The organism is Maribacter sp. (assembly GCF_049667165.1).
Lineage (GTDB): Bacteria > Bacteroidota > Bacteroidia > Flavobacteriales > Flavobacteriaceae > Maribacter_A.
The window spans coordinates 1-18,420 of the sequence record NZ_JBATHS010000188.1; the positions used below are offsets into that span (position 1 = coordinate 1).

Annotated in this window: 12 protein-coding genes; all 12 read left to right on the forward strand. The window is 40.9% G+C overall.

Going from position 1 to position 18,420, the window contains the following annotated elements; genetic code table 11:
• Positions 1 to 330 precede the first annotated feature (330 nt).
• Positions 331 to 960, forward strand: a complete 630-nt coding sequence (locus tag WBM98_RS09735) for a cation transporter (RefSeq protein WP_424365829.1) — start codon at positions 331 to 333, stop codon at positions 958 to 960.
• A 319-nt stretch (positions 961 to 1,279) separates the two neighbouring features.
• Positions 1,280 to 3,007, forward strand: a complete 1,728-nt coding sequence (locus WBM98_RS09740) for a purine-cytosine permease family protein (protein ID WP_424365830.1) — start codon at positions 1,280 to 1,282, stop codon at positions 3,005 to 3,007.
• The gene (locus tag WBM98_RS09745) at positions 3,004 to 4,488 is read left to right on the forward strand and encodes a mannitol dehydrogenase family protein (protein ID WP_424365831.1); all 1,485 of its coding nucleotides are present in this window, start codon (positions 3,004 to 3,006) and stop codon (positions 4,486 to 4,488) included. Before WBM98_RS09740 ends, WBM98_RS09745 begins: the two co-directional genes overlap by 4 nt.
• 137 nt (positions 4,489 to 4,625) lie before the next feature.
• Positions 4,626 to 6,713, forward strand: coding sequence for an acylase (locus WBM98_RS09750; protein ID WP_424365832.1), 2,088 nt, complete (start codon positions 4,626 to 4,628; stop codon positions 6,711 to 6,713).
• 127 nt (positions 6,714 to 6,840) lie between these two features.
• A complete protein-coding gene (locus WBM98_RS09755; protein WP_424365833.1) occupies positions 6,841 to 9,795 on the forward strand; it encodes a glycosyl hydrolase family 28-related protein in 2,955 nt (984 codons plus the stop codon).
• Positions 9,796 to 10,164: 369 nt separating this feature from the next.
• Entirely contained in the window at positions 10,165 to 10,581 is a 417-nt protein-coding gene (locus tag WBM98_RS09760) for a DUF3052 domain-containing protein (RefSeq protein WP_424365834.1), read from the forward strand.
• A gap of 205 nt (positions 10,582 to 10,786) precedes the next feature.
• Positions 10,787 to 11,275, forward strand: a complete 489-nt coding sequence (locus WBM98_RS09765) for a DUF1572 domain-containing protein (RefSeq protein ID WP_424365835.1) — start codon at positions 10,787 to 10,789, stop codon at positions 11,273 to 11,275.
• A gap of 193 nt (positions 11,276 to 11,468) precedes the next feature.
• On the forward strand, positions 11,469 to 12,155 hold the full coding sequence (locus WBM98_RS09770) for a fibrobacter succinogenes major paralogous domain-containing protein (RefSeq protein ID WP_424365836.1): 687 nt from the start codon (positions 11,469 to 11,471) through the stop codon (positions 12,153 to 12,155).
• 271 nt (positions 12,156 to 12,426) lie between these two features.
• Positions 12,427 to 14,043, forward strand: coding sequence for a M28 family metallopeptidase (locus WBM98_RS09775; protein ID WP_424365837.1), 1,617 nt, complete (start codon positions 12,427 to 12,429; stop codon positions 14,041 to 14,043).
• Between the two features lie 267 nt (positions 14,044 to 14,310).
• Complete coding sequence (locus WBM98_RS09780) at positions 14,311 to 15,477, forward strand: alpha/beta hydrolase family protein (RefSeq protein ID WP_424365838.1); 1,167 nt, start codon at positions 14,311 to 14,313, stop codon at positions 15,475 to 15,477.
• Between the two features lie 110 nt (positions 15,478 to 15,587).
• Positions 15,588 to 16,031: a nuclear transport factor 2 family protein gene (locus WBM98_RS09785; protein ID WP_424365839.1), complete on the forward strand. Its 444-nt coding sequence runs from the start codon at positions 15,588 to 15,590 to the stop codon at positions 16,029 to 16,031.
• 196 nt (positions 16,032 to 16,227) lie between these two features.
• The gene (locus WBM98_RS09790; RefSeq protein WP_424365840.1) at positions 16,228 to 18,123 is read left to right on the forward strand and encodes a right-handed parallel beta-helix repeat-containing protein; all 1,896 of its coding nucleotides are present in this window, start codon (positions 16,228 to 16,230) and stop codon (positions 18,121 to 18,123) included.
• Positions 18,124 to 18,420 lie beyond the last annotated feature (297 nt).

The following is an 18,420-nucleotide window of genomic DNA, read 5'->3' on the forward strand; positions in this document are numbered from 1 at the left end:
AACAACAAAGAGAAGTAAGGGTTGTTGCCCTTATTGCCGATATAATTCTTTTTGCACCTGGGTTGATTGTTGACTTTGCAACCGGTGCAATTTATAAACCAAACTAATACCTATGTACTACAAATACAAAGGTGTATAATTAATCCCCAGCGGCGGCGCAGGCCTTAATTCCTTAACTTTAAGCAATGGCCTGATCTTGGGAGGAAAAAATGATAACGCGCGAACCCGCCTCCCGAGACTTCGGGACTAACGCAAACGGCGAACATAACGCAGCGTTGCCAAAACCGAGACCGTTGTGGGCAACCTGAAAAATGAAATGAAAACGATGTAATGTCAGCTACTAAAAAATTGTACAAAATTGCTTTTGGACTGGCTTTGTTTACGATAATCTACAACATTGCCGAAGGATTGATTTCAACATATCTCGGATTCGAAGATGAAAGCCTGGCTCTTTTTGGTTTTGGTTCGGACAGTTTTATAGAAGTTATATCGGGACTTGGAATAGCCCATATGATTCTGCGAATCCAGAATAACCCGAACAGCAAACGAGATGATTTTGAACGAACGGCTTTAAAAATTACGGGCATTGCATTTTACATTTTGGTTTTTGGACTTGTGATTACAAGTATTTATACCATTTGGACAGGACACAAACCACTAACCACCTTTTGGGGCGTGGTGATTTCAACAATTTCGATCCTAATAATGTGGATCTTGGTTGTTTGGAAAAGAAAAGTTGGTAATCAACTGCATTCTGCCCCGATTTTAGCCGATGCCAATTGTACCATGGTTTGCGTATATATGTCAATCATTTTATTGGTGAGTAGTGGAATTTATGAATTGCTTGGAATTCCATATATCGACAGTATCGGAACACTTGGGCTATCCTACTTTGCTTTTAAAGAAGGAAAAGAATGTTTTGAAAAGGCCAAAAGCGATAAAATCTGCTGTTGTGACTGAAAATAAAAGGCAGTACACACCATGGTAAATAAGTAATCCGCCAATGGTGGACAGGTTGCCTTTCTGCGTTGCATGCCTTCGGCATGTAAACCTAACAATAGGTAACCTATAAGGCATTGATTTTCTAACTACACCTATGGTGTGGCAGGTTAAAAATCCTTACATTTATGCAATGCTTGGTCCTGGGCGGAAAATTCCAGTTTGCCAACGCGCCAATGCGTCCACGGCGTCGTAGACGGCATCCGCAACACGATTATAATGGGAATAAATACCAAAACAATAACCTTCAACAAACCGAATACAATCACCAACCTAAAATATGGATACATCTAATAAAGCGTTTCAGCAGTTTGAAAACCTTGAAGAAGAACAACTGCCCGTTGCGAAACATAAATTACATGATTGGACGCATTTTGCCGGACTATATGCCGCCGAGCATGTAGCAGCGACCGAGTTTGTCATCGGGGCGACCTTTGTAGCGTTGGGAGCCAAGACTATGGATATCATGCTAGGGCTATTGATTGGCAATATCTTGGCCGTACTTAGTTGGCGGTTCATCACCTCCCCTATTGCCGTCGATACCCGCCTGAGTCTCTATACCTATCTACATAAGATTGCGGGTGATTCGATGACCAAGCTTTACAATTGGGCCAATGTCATCATCTTTTCGGTGATTTCTGCGGCGATGATCACGGTCTCCGCGACGGCGGTACGTTTTGCCTTTGATATTCCTGCGCAACTCAATTGGTACCCTACCAACGCTTGGTTTGTTTTAATTGTTTTGGCCGTGGGGATCTTTGTGGTTTTTATTGCCCTCTATGGTTTTAATGCGGTTTCTGAATTTTCAGGCATCTGTGCGCCTTGGCTCTTTGTCATGTTTACAAGTGGTGCTATGGTACTCTTACCAGCTTTATCATTGGATGTGTTGGATAAAACCTTACCTGGAGGATGGGCCGATTTTATGACCCTAGGCGACCAGAGTATCTGGACAGGCATCAATAGCGACGGAAAACCTGGCATCGGATTGGTCGAAGTCATCGGCTTTGGTTGGGCGGCCAATACCATCACCCATTTCGGATTGATCGATATGGCCCTCTTGCGTTTTGCAAAAAAGAAATCGTACGGCTATGCCACGAGTACCGGTATGATGTTCGGGCATTATGTGGCATGGATCGCTGCCGGAATCATGGGCGCAGGTGCCGCGGTCATCTTAGGAAAATCCATCGTGGAACTCGACCCGGGCGATGTGGCCTATTACGCACTAGGCTGGTCGGGGTTTGTGATTGTGATCGTTGCAGGTTGGACGACCGCCATCACCAATTTATACAGAGCAGGCTTAGCCGCTCAGGCGATTTTCTTCAATCATTCCAGAAAAAAAACGACGATTATCGTTGGTATGGTCACCGTTGCCATCGCCTGTTTCCCCTTTGTGTTTTCACAAATACTGCCACTACTGACCTATGCCGGTTTGCTGGTGGTTCCTGTGGGGGCGATTGTGTTCACCGAACATCAGATTTTTCCTAGAATTGGTTTTACGCGCTACTGGTCTTCATACCGCAAGCTTACCTTTAGTATGCCTGCCGTTGCCTCTTGGGGCTTGGGCTTGGTATTCGGTTTTGGATTGAATGCCTTGAATGTGATTTCTTTCTATTACCTGTTTATCCCAACCTGGTTTTTTACCATCTTGGTATATACCCTGCTCGCATCCCGCTACGGGGCGAAGCAGAACTACCCAGAGGAAGAGAAGGAAGAAGAAGTACGAAAAGAAGCGATAGAGCGCTTTCAGGCAGTGCAAGCAGAAAATGAACCGCCAGTTACAAAGGATGTTTCATCTTTATCCAAAGGATTGAAATTTATTGCGATTGCCGCTTTGGTCGCCACCTTAGTGCTAGCTAGTAATGTTATGTTCGCTAGTATTTCAGAAACGGATTATATCGAAAATCGGGAACTCTTTTACACCTATGCCTTCATTTGTACCATCATTTATTTTGTGCTAGCCTATTGGGCGCTACTCCGCGGAAAATCAAAAACAGCAATACAGTCATGAAAACACCAATACAACTACAACAACAGAATTTAGCAGCATTAAAGAACGGTTTGCCCGTTCCGACCTACAACCGTGCGGACAATAAAATTGGAATCGTGCATATCGGCGTCGGCGGATTTCACCGTGCTCATGAAGCGTACTATTTACAACAACTCCGGCAGTTGGGCGAAGCTTCCGACTGGGGCATCTGCGGTATAGGCCTGCGCGAAGCGGATGCAAAACTGCACGATATTTTCAAGAAGCAAGACCACCTGTATACGCTGATGGTCAAACACCCCGACGGAAAAATTGAACCCGAAGTCATTGGGTCCATCGTCGATTTTAAAATGGGAGTCACAGACCCCGAACCCGTAATCGCCCGTATGGCAGATGCCGATACCAGAATCGTTTCGCTTACGATTACCGAAGGCGGATATAATTTTAACCCCACAACGGGGGAATTCAATTTTGACAACCCTGATATACAACATGAACTACGACACCCCAATGACCCGAGAACCGTATATGGTTTCCTAACCGCTGCCTTACAACGACGTCGCGATAACGGGCTTCCTGCTTTTACCATTTTAATTTGCGACAATATCGAACACAATGGCGATATGGCGCGTAAGATGCTACTCACCTTTGCCGAAGTGCAAAACCCTCCCTTGGCAACATGGATCGCCCAAGAAGTGCGGTTCCCCAATAGTATGGTAGACCGTATTACCCCGGTAACCACTCCAGCGGATATCGAGACCTTAGCACAAGATTTTGGCGTAATAGATGCCTGGCCCGTTACCTGTGAACCCTTTATACAATGGGTGGTAGAAGATAAATTTTCGAACGGGCGGCCCGCTTTTGAAAAAGTTGGCGTACAGTTCGTACCCGATGTGGGACCCTATGAGAAAATGAAACTACGACTGCTCAATGCCGGGCATTCCGTCTTAGGCCTTTTGGGAGTACTACATGGACACCCTACCATAAATGCCTGTATGGAAGATGAAACCTTCGTCACGTATTTACGTGCCTTTATGGACACAGAAGCGACGCCTATTTTAGGGGACATTGAAGGCATTGACTTGGATGACTACAAAGACACTTTGTTACAGCGTTTTGCCAATCCCAATATCAAGGACAGCGTCAACCGTATCTGTTCGGAAAGCTCCGCTAAATTGCCCAAATTTTTAATTGCCACAATACATGAGAATATAGCAACTGGTGGAAGTATCAAGTTTGCAACATTGGTGATTGCGGCCTGGTGCTATTACAGTGATAAAGGGATGGATAGACATGGGCATCCCATCGAAATCAGCGATGCCATGGGCACCGAACTCCATGAAGCGGCCAAACAGACCACAACCGACCCATTGGCCTTTATAAGACAAGAATCCCTTTTTGGTACTCTTGTAAAAAATGAGCGGTTTACTAAATTGTATACAGAGGCGGTTCAGCAAATCTATGAGGACCCCAATATCAAAAAGTATATGAAGGAATTGATGTAAGAGCTACCATACAGATGGTAGCAATACTTAAAAATGATAGTATTTCGAAATCTTGCCGTGTTGAAATCCCTATCCCAACATAGGCAAGCCGTTCGCCTTTATGTAACATAAACAGAAAAACATGTAAACGTCGAAGTATGAAAAATCAACTTTACATTGCGCTATTCCTTATATCATTTGTACATATATCGTACGCGCAAGACATACATAAAAAAACTGAAATTGCCTGGGATACCTGGGGTGTTCCCCACATTACAGCAAACAATATCGAAGAATTGTTTTATGCGCAAGGGTGGTCTCAGATGCATAATCACGCGAACCTTATTTTAGAGTTGTATGGTAACTCTAGGGGGAAAAGTGCCGAATACTGGGGTGAAAGTAAAATTCAAAATGACATCCTTATACATACGCTTGGGTTCGGGGAATTGGCCGATGATTGGGAAACAAAACAAGACCCTGAGCTAAAACAGATTTATACGTCCTTTGTCAATGGTTTAAATGCCTTTGCATCGGCGCATCCAGAGGCCATTGATGAAAAAAATAAAATCGTACTGCCATTGACCACCAAAGACATCAACATGCATAGCATGTATGTTGTTTTCACAAGATTTATTGCGGGATACGATTTGGGAAGGGTTCAACAATGGCCAGACATGGGCAGTAATACCTATGCCATCGCCCCAAAACGATCTGCTTCCGGACATGCGATGCTGGTTCAGAATCCCCATTTGCCTTGGTGGCAGGAATTTCTGTTTTTTGAATCACACTTATATTTGAATGGTCATAACATGTACGGAAGTAATTTAGTCGGTTTGCCGGGAATTGTTATTGGATTCAACGAACATCTAGGCTGGAGCCACACGGATAACACCATAGACAATGCGGACACCTATGAGTTAGTTTTGAAAGATGGGGGTTATGTATTGGATGGCGAGGTCAAGGAATTTGAAACTTCAAGGAAAATAATCAAGGTAAAACAGGAAGATGGCACCTTTAAAGAACAAGAAATACAAGTGCTCAAAACGCAACATGGTCCTGTTGTCAATCAAAAGGAAGACAAAGTATTGGCTATTCGCATGGTCGGATTAGACAGACCCAACATGCTTCTTCAATGGTGGCGAATGATAAACAGCAGCAATTTTGATGAATTCGAATCCGCATTGAAAATGGCGCAAATTCCATTTTGGAATATTATGTATGCGGATAAAACAGGGAACATTTTCTATCTTTTCAATGGTTTGGTCCCCAAGCGCACCGAAAATGCTTGGGCCTACTGGGATCGTATAATCCCCGGTGGAAAATCGGCCGACATATGGACAGATGTGCACGCGTATGCCGATCTTCCCAAAGTAAAAAACCCCATAAATGGGTGGCTTCAAAATGCGAATGATCCACCATGGACAAGCACCATACCCATAACCTTGAATCCTAACGACTACCCAGGCTATATGGCTCCTCAAAGAATGGCATTTAGACCACAGCGTTCGGCGAGAATGTTACTTGAAGATGAATCTATTACGTTTGAAGAATTGATTGATTACAAACTCTCAACACGGTTGGAATTCGCAGATAGAATCCTGGATGATTTGTTTGCGGCTGTAGATGCTTCAGATTCAGAAAAAGCAAAGGAGGCCAAAATAGTATTGGAACGTTGGGATCGTGAGGCCGATGCAGATAGCAAAGGCATGATCCTATTTTATAATTGGGCAAGAAAATTCAACGTCAGCCAAGAATCGAACTATAGTAAGCAATGGTCTATTGATGCGCCCAATACGACACCAGATGGCTTTTCAGACCCCAAAAGGGCCGTGCAATTATTGGAGGAGGCAGCCATCGAAGTTAAAACGAAATTTGGCAGTTTGGATACACCTTGGGGCGATTATTACCGAATAAACTATAACGGGAAAAACCTGCCGGCAAATGGCATTGATGGGTCTATGGGTGTTTTTCGTGTTGCATGGCCCGGCAATGCCGATGAAAACAATATGTACGTTGGTGGCGGAGATTCTTGGGTCGGTATCATCGAGTTTGGTGATGCGGTACATGCCAAGGTCTTATTAAGCTATGGGAATGCCACGCAAAAAGATTCACCGCATTATGGGGATCAATTGCAATTATTCTCTAAAAAAGAACTCCGTGATGCATGGTTCACAAAAGAGGAGGTCAAGGCCCATACCGTTACATTGGAAGTCCTTACCGAAACTGGATTTGAGGACAAAAAATAATGGCATACGTATAAAAATGTTTGGGGGTTACTATCAAGCCCCCTAACGTCCAATGGATAAATGGGCAACTACAAAACAGGAGTTCCTGTTTATAGCTTTTGTACAATTGCATTTATAACCATTTCATATGAAATCGACCATACTACTCTGCGCAGCTCTTTTCTCAGCGCTCATTACCGCAAAGGCCCAATCTGTCTATACCCAAAAGCCAGACGACACGGAAGCATTTTATTTCACCTCCGATGCATTTGGCATTAAGGCAAATGGCAAGCACGATGTATCCCATGCCTTGCAACTCGCCATCAACAAACTAAAAAAGGAAAAGAACTATGGCATTTTATTCATTCCTGAAGGGAAGTACCTTATCAGCAAAACCATTTATGTGCCAAAGGCAATACGCCTAATAGGGTACGGAAAAAACCGTCCCGAATTTATTCTTGGTGAAAGCACTATCGGTTATCAAGATGAGAACAATTATATGTTCTGGTTTACCAGTAATTTGGTAGAAGAAGGTCAGGTACCATCAGATGCCTCTGCGGGCACTTTCTATAGCGCCATTTCGAACATCGATTTTAGAATCGAACAAGGGAATCCAAAAGCAATTGCATTACGCACGCATTTTGCACAGCATAGTTTTGTAAATCATTGCGATTTCCATATCGGTGATGGGTATGCCGGAATTCATGACTTGGGAAATGAAATCGAGGACCTGAACTTCTATGGTGGTGCATATGGGATCACTACAGCCCGTACGTCACCCGGATGGCCCATGATGATGATCGATCTTTATTTCGAAGGCCAGCGAAAGGCAGCCATCATTAGCCGAAATACCGGAATGACCATTGTTTCCATGCACGTAAAAGATACACCAGTTGCCATTGAACTTCAAAAAGGTATTGCGGACAGATTATTTATGGAAGACTGTCTTTTTGAAAATGTGAAGAAAGGTGTCGTTGTCGGGGTTGAAAACGAAACCGATAGCCAAATAAACGTACGGAATCTAACGTGTAGCAATGTAGATGTTCCGGTGTACTTCGCATCGACTGATAAAAGTATAGATGGAAAAGGCAGTACGTACCAGGTCAAAAATTTTGTATACGGATTGGTAATGGATGACATGGGTGACGATTCGAAATATAAAACCATGGCAAACATAGCGGCTATTGATCTTGCACCCAAAAAGTTGGATAAGGTGATACCTGATTTACCTGCTATGAAAACATGGGTGAATGTCAAAGATTTTGGAGCTTTAGGTGATGGAAAAACGGATGACACCAAGGCCATCAAAACAGCGATATCACAACACAAGAATGTCTATTTTCCATCAGGTTGGTATCGGATCACTGAAACGATCAAACTGGGCAAGGGATCAAAATTAATTGGTCTGCACCCCTATGCCACACAAGTGATTATTGATGAAAGTGAGGCCGATTTTAGCGGATTTGGAGCACCCGTTCCTGTATTGGAATCATCGGAAGGTGGCGATGATATGATCAATGGAATCGGTATTGGTACGGGCGCCTATAACTACCGTGCCGTTGGACTAAAATGGATGGCGAATGAGCATTCTATGATCAATGATGTAAAATTCCTTGGAGGCCACGGTAACATCGCAAAGTCAGGACAGCCTAATTCTCGAAGACATCGAGAACGAAAAATCAGCAGTCCTTCAGAGCCGGTTTATTCCCGAGGAATGGATCTCGCCTGGGATAGTCAATATTGGAGCCTTTGGGTCACCAACCAAGGTGGCGGTATACTCAAGGATATCTGGTCTGCAAACACCTATTCCAGTGCCGGTCTTTATATAAGCAACACCACTACCCCAGGAAAAGTGTTTGCCATGTCTCTAGAACATCATGTGCGTCAAGAAGCCCGTTTTGATCATGTAGCTAACTGGAATTTCTATGCTTTTCAATTTGAGGAAGAGGGCCTAGAAGGTAAAAATGCACAAACACTCGATATTCACAATTGCAACGACCTAATGTTTGCCAATTTCTGGATGTACCGGGTTATTCGTGTAACAACACCACGACCTTGGGGCGTAAAAGTCTCCAATAGCTATAACATCGATTTTCGCAATATGCGCAGCTGGACACAAGTACTGCAATTACCCGAACGTACCATTTTTGACATGGATAAAAATCTGATCGTTTATCCCGGCGATTTTGCCAGAGTAACGATCCTTGGAAATGAAAAACCCAACCGAAATGAACATGCTGGCAGTAATGCTGAGAAATTAGGCTTTGGTTATGAGTTCGCTACTGGGGCCGTTTCCGATAGTCAAGGAAATGTTTTCTTCTGCGAAAACCAACAGAAGCGCATATACAAATGGTCCGCTGAAACCAACACAATATCCATATATGCCGATTACCCTTACAAGCCTATTTCGCTGGCTGTAGATACCCAGGACAATTTGATTGTCATCTGCCGTTACGATCCACAACCCGGCTTTGAGGATGTCGGCCAGCCTGAAACGATCGAAATGCTTCCAGATAACAATCCTTATTATAGCGGTTGGGGAAATGGAGGCTGGGCAAGTCTGGCATATGCCATAAATCCGAATACCGTGGATGATATGAAGGTTTTAAAACTAGTGAAAACGCGGGAAGTTAAGCAGGTACAACGTGTTATACATCCCACCCATAGATGGAGGGATGATTTTGAAAAAGCGGCCACAAGTTTAGCCGCAACATGCTTTGTAGCCCCTGATGGTGTCACTATAGTTCCAAATACTTTTGATAACGGACGCTCAGTGCAACTTATGGCAGTTACGCCAAACCAGAAAGAACCGATTTATGTAACTCACGAAAACCCAAAAATCACCTACCGTTTTCAAGTGGATGATAAGGGCAGGCTTTCAAATATGAATGAGTTTATAACACGTGGTGAGTACAGTAATGTGTCTGACGGTCTGGGTAATTTGTATTTGGCCGAAGGGCAAATAATTGTTTTGAATAATGCGGGAAATGAAATTAAACGAATCACATTGGATGAACGCGTACAATCAATGACGTGGGGAGGTAAAGCTAAAAATGAGCTATTTGTAACTACAAGCAATGCTTTTTACAGGGTCAAGTTGTAATAGGAATAGGGACCGTCACGGATATTTCTTGACGCATTGCTTTTTTCTAAATGCAAATGAACCATAAAACACCCCCAACAAAGTATCCTATAAAAAGCCCCTGCCCGGGGCTTTGAAGCTGTTACATGATTTTTTTTTACTTAAACCACTGTTCCTTTTTACTATAATTTGCTTCAATTGAAATAGGTGGTCAATGCCCTTGGCGTGGCAGGCTGAAAATCCTTAATTTTATGCAAGGGTTGATCCTGGGCGGAATGATCAAGTGCACAGCGTACCTATCCGCCCGCTGCTGTCCCAGATGACATCCGCAATGCGATGATGGCTAAACGGTGGTACACAGACTACATAAAGAAAGGAAATAGTATACCAATGAAAACTGCAGGCTATTCAGGAACTCCCTTGGCAAAGAAACTTGGCATTAAAAATGGGTTTAAGATAAAAATCATAAATGAACCTGAAGATTATTTCACCTTATTGAATGTTGACCTTCCTATGGATTTGAAGACCATCTCAGACCGCACAACAAAAAAGGATTTCATCCATTATTTTGTCAGGACTGTTTCACAACTTAACAACGATATTGAACCTTTAAAGCAGGAATTGGAACAAAACGGGGCATTATGGATCTCATGGCCCAAAAAAGCGGCCCAAGTCGAGACCGACCTAGATGGGAACATCATACGTGCAACAGGACTGAAACATGGCCTTGTAGATATAAAAGTATGTGCTGTCAATGAAATTTGGTCAGGATTGAAATTCGTCATTCCCGTTAAGGATAGAAAATAAAAAAAAGCCAGTGTACCCCCCAAAATAGATCCAGATATGAAACTTTTCAAAATTGATGCCCCCGCGTTGACAAATGAATGCAAGGTGGGGAAAAAGATGGGATCACGATCGACAGCTGGTAACGCATGCGAATTGCCAGAAAGTTTATACAGGAGCTCTAAGTTATACGCTTTGAAAAAAAAATATACCAAAAATTATATGATGAATGAAAGCCACAGTACAACTAGCCAATAGATTCAGAGAAATAATCCTTAACGGAACGTGGATAGCGAACACGAATTATAAGGACCAATTGGAACATTTGGATTGGGAAATTGCAACAACACACCTCGATGCATTGAATACCATTGCAGCACTGGCACAACACGTGCATTACTATGTCAACGGCATCAAAAATGTATTCAAGGGAGGAAAACTCGAGATAAGGGATAAATACAGTTTTGACTTTCCTGCCATAAAATCACAAGAAGAATGGGAAGGGTTCTTAATCAAATTTTGGGCCGATGCGGAACAATTGGCCGAATTGATGGCACAATTACCGGCCGAGAAACTGCACCAAAGTTTTGTGGATGACAAATACGGTACCTACCAGAGAAACATCGACGGTATCATTGAGCATGGGTACTATCATCTTGGCCAAATTGTATTGATAAGGAAGCTACTATCGTATCATCAAGAAATACCACAAGAATAGACTGGACCAAAAAATAACTGAACTAAGTACGCCTTTTGTACGACAGGCATAAATCCGTATCTTTAACCTAGGCTTGATCTTGGGCGTAAACAGCCAGTTTGCCAATGCACCCACTCCACTGCTGCTTCGCAGATTGAGACCGCAACGCGTTCATGGCCATGAACGCTATGGGTAGGTATTTAAAATAAAAAGGATGAAAAGAAAACCAATAGCTGTTCTACTCCTTTTACTCCTTCCGATCATGACGGATTGTGAAAAAGACCAGGGCACCCAGGAGCCGCTTACGATAACCGATTTTGATGGGAATAGGTATAAAACCGTTCAAATAGGAGATCAACTCTGGATGGCGGAAAATTTAAAAACCACTAAATACAATGATGGTAAGGCCATACCATGGGTTACGGACAATGAAATATGGAATAATTTAAATACCCCAGCCTATTGTTGGTATAACAATGACGAAACAACCTATAAAAATACGTATGGAGCCTTGTATAATTGGTATGCTGTAAATACAGACAAATTATGCCCTATGGGCTGGCATGTTCCAACAAACAATGAATGGTCAACCTTAATTGATTATTTGGGTGACGTTCGTAATGCAGGAGGTAAACTTAAGGAAACAGGGACTATACATTGGAATAGCCCAAATACCGGAGCTGATAATGAGACAGGGTTCACAGCGCTACCAGGTGGTAGTCGTGATGACGGTGGCACCTTCTACGGTATGGGCGATATCGGTTTATGGTGGAGTAGCACTGAATTTGAAACAAACGAATTAGGAGCATGGGGTTCTGATGTGGATTTCGGTACAAGTGGGGTGTATATATATGGAAATGGCAAGTATCGTGGTCGCTCCGTTCGCTGCATTAAGGACTAAGCCATGTTGCTGTTTTAGTACAGGGGATCCCAGCGTATAGACCAAACCCTGCAAGTAGGGTAGCTTCAGTGCATGCACCACCAAAATCCGATAAAACACAACACTATGTATTTCAGCATGCAAGCCCCTAGATCTACGGTTATTTTCAACATTGGGCCCATCAGGTTTGGTTCCCAGCAGATTTTGTAGGAAATTTAGGGTGCCTATAAAAGAAATATAGATACAAGTATCTAAATCCGTACGTTGGCAATAATTTACTAAAATATCATTTATGAAAAATTACTTAAAATTTTTAGTCATAGTACTTTTTATTAGTTGTGAAAACAACAAAATAGACACCCCAAGTACAGTGGAAGTTGACCAAAAAACTATTGGCAAGCATATTGAACGTCTCGCGTCTGACGAGTTTCTAGGTAGAAAGCCATTTACTGAAGGTGAAGTGAAAACCGTGAACTACCTAAAAGATGAGTTTGAAAAATTAGGCTTATTACCAGGAAATGGTGATAGTTTTTTTCAAGATGTTCCCATGGTAGAAATTACAGGAACCCCTTCCGAAAACATGGTTATTTCTGGAAAGAACGGTAGTTTTAATTTAGAATACCTAAAAGATTTTGTAGCCACAACGAACAAAGCAGTAACTGATGTCAGCCTTGAAAACTCCGAACTTGTTTTTGCAGGGTATGGCATTGTAGCTCCTGAATATGGATGGAACGATTATGAAGGCATTGATTGGAAAGGTAAAACAGCTGTAGTTTTAATCAATGATCCAGGTTTTAAATCTGGGGATTCAACCTTATTCAAAGGAAATGAAATGACCTATTATGGTCGTTGGACGTACAAATATGAGGAAGCTGCCAGACAAGGTGCTGCTGGACTTATAATTATTCATGATACGGAGCCAGCCTCTTATGGTTGGAATGTCATTGAATCTGGTTGGAGTGGTGCTCGACTGATTATTGAAAGTGATTTACCTCTTTTGAATGTAGAATCTTGGATAAGTGGTGAAAGTGCCAAAAAAATGATTGATGCTACAGCTATGAAAGGTCAAGATTACAAAACCCTTTCAAGGAACAAAAGCTTTAAACCCATTCCGTTAGACTTAAAAGTTTCTGTGAAAATTAAGAATAAAATCAAAAAAGACGTTTCTAAAAATGTAGTGGCTCTTATACCCGGTACAGACAGAAAAGATGAATATATTATTTACTCTGCGCATTGGGATCATTTTGGTGTTGGCAAAGCCATTGAAGGTGATTCGATTTATAATGGTGCTGTAGATAATGCATCTGGAACTGCAGGTCTTTTAGCTATAGCAGAAGCATACAAAAAAAGTAACGACACAAAACGTTCTATTGCTTTTATGGCAGTTACAGGGGAAGAACAAGGTTTATTAGGTTCAGCATTCTATGCCGAAAACCCTATTTTCACCCCTAATAAAACAGTGGCCAATATTAATATTGACGCGCTGGATAGTCCAGGAAAAATGAAAGATTTAACTATTACAGGTTATGGTCAATCTGAAATGGATGAATATGCCAAAGAAGCGGCCGAAAAACAAAATAGATATATTATTCCAGATCCAGAAGCTGAAAAAGGATATTTCTTTAGATCAGATCATTTCAATTTTGCTAAAATTGGAATTCCTGCTTTGTATGCTAGTGGCGCTTATGAAGGACTTGATAAAAGTATTGAAGAGATAAAAAAGTATAATGATAATTACCGTATGTATAAATATCATCAACCATCAGATGAATACAATTCTGAAACTACAGAATTAAGCGGTGTCCAATTAGACCTACAGTTGTTTTTTGATGTAGGATTGAAATTATCCAATGAAGAATATTTCCCCAAATGGTATGACAGCAGTGAGTTTAAAGCAGCAAGAAAGTAAACTCAAACTATGGCCAACATGGTTTAAAAGTATTTGCTTGGTTCTTTCCTGCTCGGAAAATCATAAGGATTTCCCTTTGGTACGTTCCGTTTTCAGTAAGTTGGTTGCTTAAATACCTGCCGTAGGTATGCATGGTAGGCAGGTTTCCCTTAAGTTGTTTGCAAGTAGCTAACTTTGGTCCTAGGCAGAAAAAGTCCAACTGATTTTACCGCAACGCGATTATACCTTAACCGGTTAGCAAATATTACTATAAAAAGAAACAACACAATGAAATTACTTTTAAGTATAACGATGGCAACTTTCTTTGGTATCACCATTTTCGGTCAAGATACAATGTTGTGTAAAGGGTATTATTGGTCAGATGAAGAAGCCAATCTGATGATGAAGAAGTTTGAATCCGAATGGAATGATGTGGCATCATGGGAAAAAAGGGCAAAACAAATTAAGCAGGGAATTATTGAGGGAATGCAACTTGATAAAATGCCTGAGATTACAGGAAATTTCAAGGAAGTAATAAGCAATAAAAAAGTAATGGATGGTTATACTGTTGAAAACATAGCCATTGAAAGTTTTCCTGGTTTTTACATTACAGGTAACCTTTATAAGCCTATTGGGAATACAGAAATTTATGCAGCTATTTTGAGTCCACATGGACATATGAAGAACAAAAGATTTACGCACTATGTGCAAAAACGTTGTGCTGTTCTGGCACGAATGGGCGCCATAGTATTTGCTTATGATATGGTTGGCTATGGGGAAAGCGACCAGGTAAATCATGAAATACCCATTGCTTTGTTGCTCCAAACCTGGAACAGTAGAAGAGTACTTGAATACCTACTTTCACTCCCTGGTGTCGACCCGGAACGAATAGGGATGACAGGGGCATCCGGAGGGGGCACACAAACATTTATCCTAACGGCTATTGATGACAGAATTAAAGTATCCACACCGGTAGTTCAGGTATCTGCGCACTTTTTTGGAGGTTGCGTTTGCGAGAGTGGCATGCCAATACATAAAAGTGAAAATCACCAAACCAACAATGTTGAAATTGCTGCGCTATGTGCGCCAAGACCCTTGCTATTGGTATCTGACGGAAACGACTGGACACGCAACACACCAAGGATAGAATATCCTTACCTTCAAAAGGTTTATGCCTTATATACTGCCGAACACAACGTAGAAAATGTTCATTTGCCTTTAGAAAAACACGATTACGGATTTTCAAAGCGTGCAGCCGTGTATAATTTTTTCTCTCATCATCTAAAGCTAAACAGCGATATCATTCCTTATGACGATGGTTACAAAGAAGATTTTGTCACTGTTTTGCCTCCTGAAGAGCTAAAAGTATTTAATAAAAATAATCCAAAGCCAGATAATTTGTTACAAGGATATGAAGCTGTTATGAAATACCTTGATATAAGTTTGAAAGAATAACATTTGCTGATATTTTGTATCAATAATGACAGGGAAGTGCCACGCAATCTGCCACTATATATACCATTCACCGTTGTGTGCAATGGAACAAAATCGATAAACAAACCAAAATGAAACATTTGAAATACTTGTCAATTTTACTTCTAACCCAAATGCTGCTATTTAGTTCTTGTAAAGAAAAAAAGACTGACAATCCTGAACAATTAAAGTCCGTTTTAATTGGATATTTTGACGGAATTGAAACAAAGGATTATAAAAAAATGCGAGATTTGACAACGGACGACTTTATTATATATGAAGATGGCGTAGTTTTTAATAACGACAGTATTTTCAAGATGATGAAAAGTTTTCCAAAATATACAGCGGAATACAAATTTGAAAATCTGAAAATTAATGTGGATAATAATTCTGGTAATATCAATTATTTTAATCACGCAGACTTTGTTTTTAACGATACAACAAAAGTTGAATTTGACTGGTTAGAAAGTGCATCCTTTAAGAAAATTGACGGAAAATGGAAAATGGACTTTTTACATTCGACAGTAAGAAAGTAAGAAACTACTGCACACAACAAGTGCTATAACAAACCTGACTGCTATGCATGTAGGCAGTCAAAAAGCAAAAGCTTTGGCGACGGGCACAGCCGCAAAAGACATGGCCCATCACCCGTCCTAAATGCCATAGCAGGGTCGTTGCAGAAAAAGCTACATTTTAATCACAAGTAAAGTAATTAAACACAAAGGTGAAAAGATGAGGAATAAGGTTAAACTTTTAATTTTGTTTATTTGTATAACTGCAACTATATCAGCAAAAGAATATCACATATCCAAAAAAGGGGACGATTCAAACAATGGTTCCATACAAAGTCCTTTTTTGACAATTAACCATGCAATTAACTTTGCTTTTCCTGGTGATACCATTACCATTCATACAGGTACCTACCGTGAGTGGGTGAAACCGATAAGGGGTGGAACGTCCGATTTAAAAAGAATTATTTTTAGGGCGTCTCCCGGAGAAACCGTTGAAATTAAAGGCTCTGAAATTATTACAGGTTGGAGTAAGGAGAAAAATGGGGTTTGGAAGGTCGTTATTCCAAATACGTTCTTTGGTAATTACAATCCATATCAGGAATTGATTCATGGTGATTGGTTTATTGATAATGATCGCGTACATCATACCGGAGAGGTTTTTATTAATGGAAAATCCCTTTACGAGAAAGAAAACATTGATAAAGTCAGGAATCCCATTGCTCTTAAAAACATTGCTGATCCCGTAGGCTCAACGTACACCTGGTATTGTGAAAGCAATGCAACACATACAACCATTTGGGCAAATTTCAAAGAGTACGATCCAAACAAAGAATTGGTTGAAATAAGTACAAGAAAAACATGTTTTTATCCTGAAAAACCTGGGCTAAATTATATAACAATCAAAGGATTTCATTTTAGTCAAGCTGCCACACAATGGGCTGCACCAACGGCCGAACAAATAGGCATGATTGCGACCCATTGGAACAAGGGTTGGATTATTGAAAACAATGTGATTAGCGACTCGAAAACCAACGGGATCACGCTAGGTAAAGAACGTGGTACCGGACATAATACTTGGACAGCAGATGTCGAAAATGTCAATCGGGACGGCAACATTCATTACATCGAAGTTGTATTTAATGTACTTCGAAATAAATGGGACAAAGAACATGTAGGTTCCCATATTGTTAGAAATAATACGATTTATAATTGTGAGCAAACGGCTATATGCGGTAGTATGGGAGCTGTTTTTAGTACCATTGAAAATAATCATATTTATAATATTTATACCAAGCGTCAATTCAAAGGGTATGAGATGGCCGGAATTAAACTGCATGCGCCCGTTGATGTTACTATACGGCATAACAGAATTCATGATGCAGGACGCGGCATTTGGCTAGATTGGATGGTCCAAGGTATACGTGTTAGCGGCAACTTACTATATCGCAATGATATGGACGATGTGCTTATTGAAGTGAGTCACGGTCCTTATATCGTTGATAACAATATTCTACTATCTGAAACAGCCATCGTAAATTGGTCGCAAGGAGGAGCTTATATTAATAATCTTATAGCTGGCAGTGTTAAATTAGTAACTGATGAAAATCGATTTACGCCTTATTTCTTGCCGCATTCCATTGATATGGGAGGCCTAACTACAATTCACGGGGGAGATGATAGATTTTATAATAATATATTTCTAAGGGCTGACACGTATGGAATGCGTGGTGCTTATGAGTCTTCCAAACTGCCTTCATGGATCAACGGAAATGTTTACTTTAATCAAGAGAAATCGTCTATAAATGATCCAGATAATGAGGTCTATTTAAATTACGACCCCGCAGTAAGATTAATTGAAAAGGAAGGGAATGTATACCTTCAATTTTCTGTAAATAAAGCGTTTTTAGATCATAAAGTGGAAATGATTTCGACCCAAACATTAGGTAAAACTAAAATTGTAAAGGCAGCTTTTGACAACCCAAACAGTTCAGAAATAATTTTTGATTTAGATTATTTTGGTATCAGTCGCTTAAATGATAATAGAATTGCAGGGCCTTTTTCAAATTTAAATATAAAAAATGGTCCATTGAAAATATGGAATAGTGAAGCGCTATAAAGCACGAACACCCAACATTGTATTAAAATAATAGCCGGGATAGTAGTACTATGAAGCGTTATAGTCCGCTTCAACATTCTTGTAACTTGATAGTCTCGAAGTCCGAAATCGACTACTATCTTACACATAAACGTTGTGCTTCATTATCCCTACGCTGGCCTACTTCGCCGCAGTAGCTATGGCTACGAAGGCCGAAAAGCTTCGGAATAGAAACTATGACCAACCCATGACCAATGATAGGTTCGAAACTTAATTTTGCTTTGCAAAATCAAATGTCCTGTGGCCATTTGGTTGAGA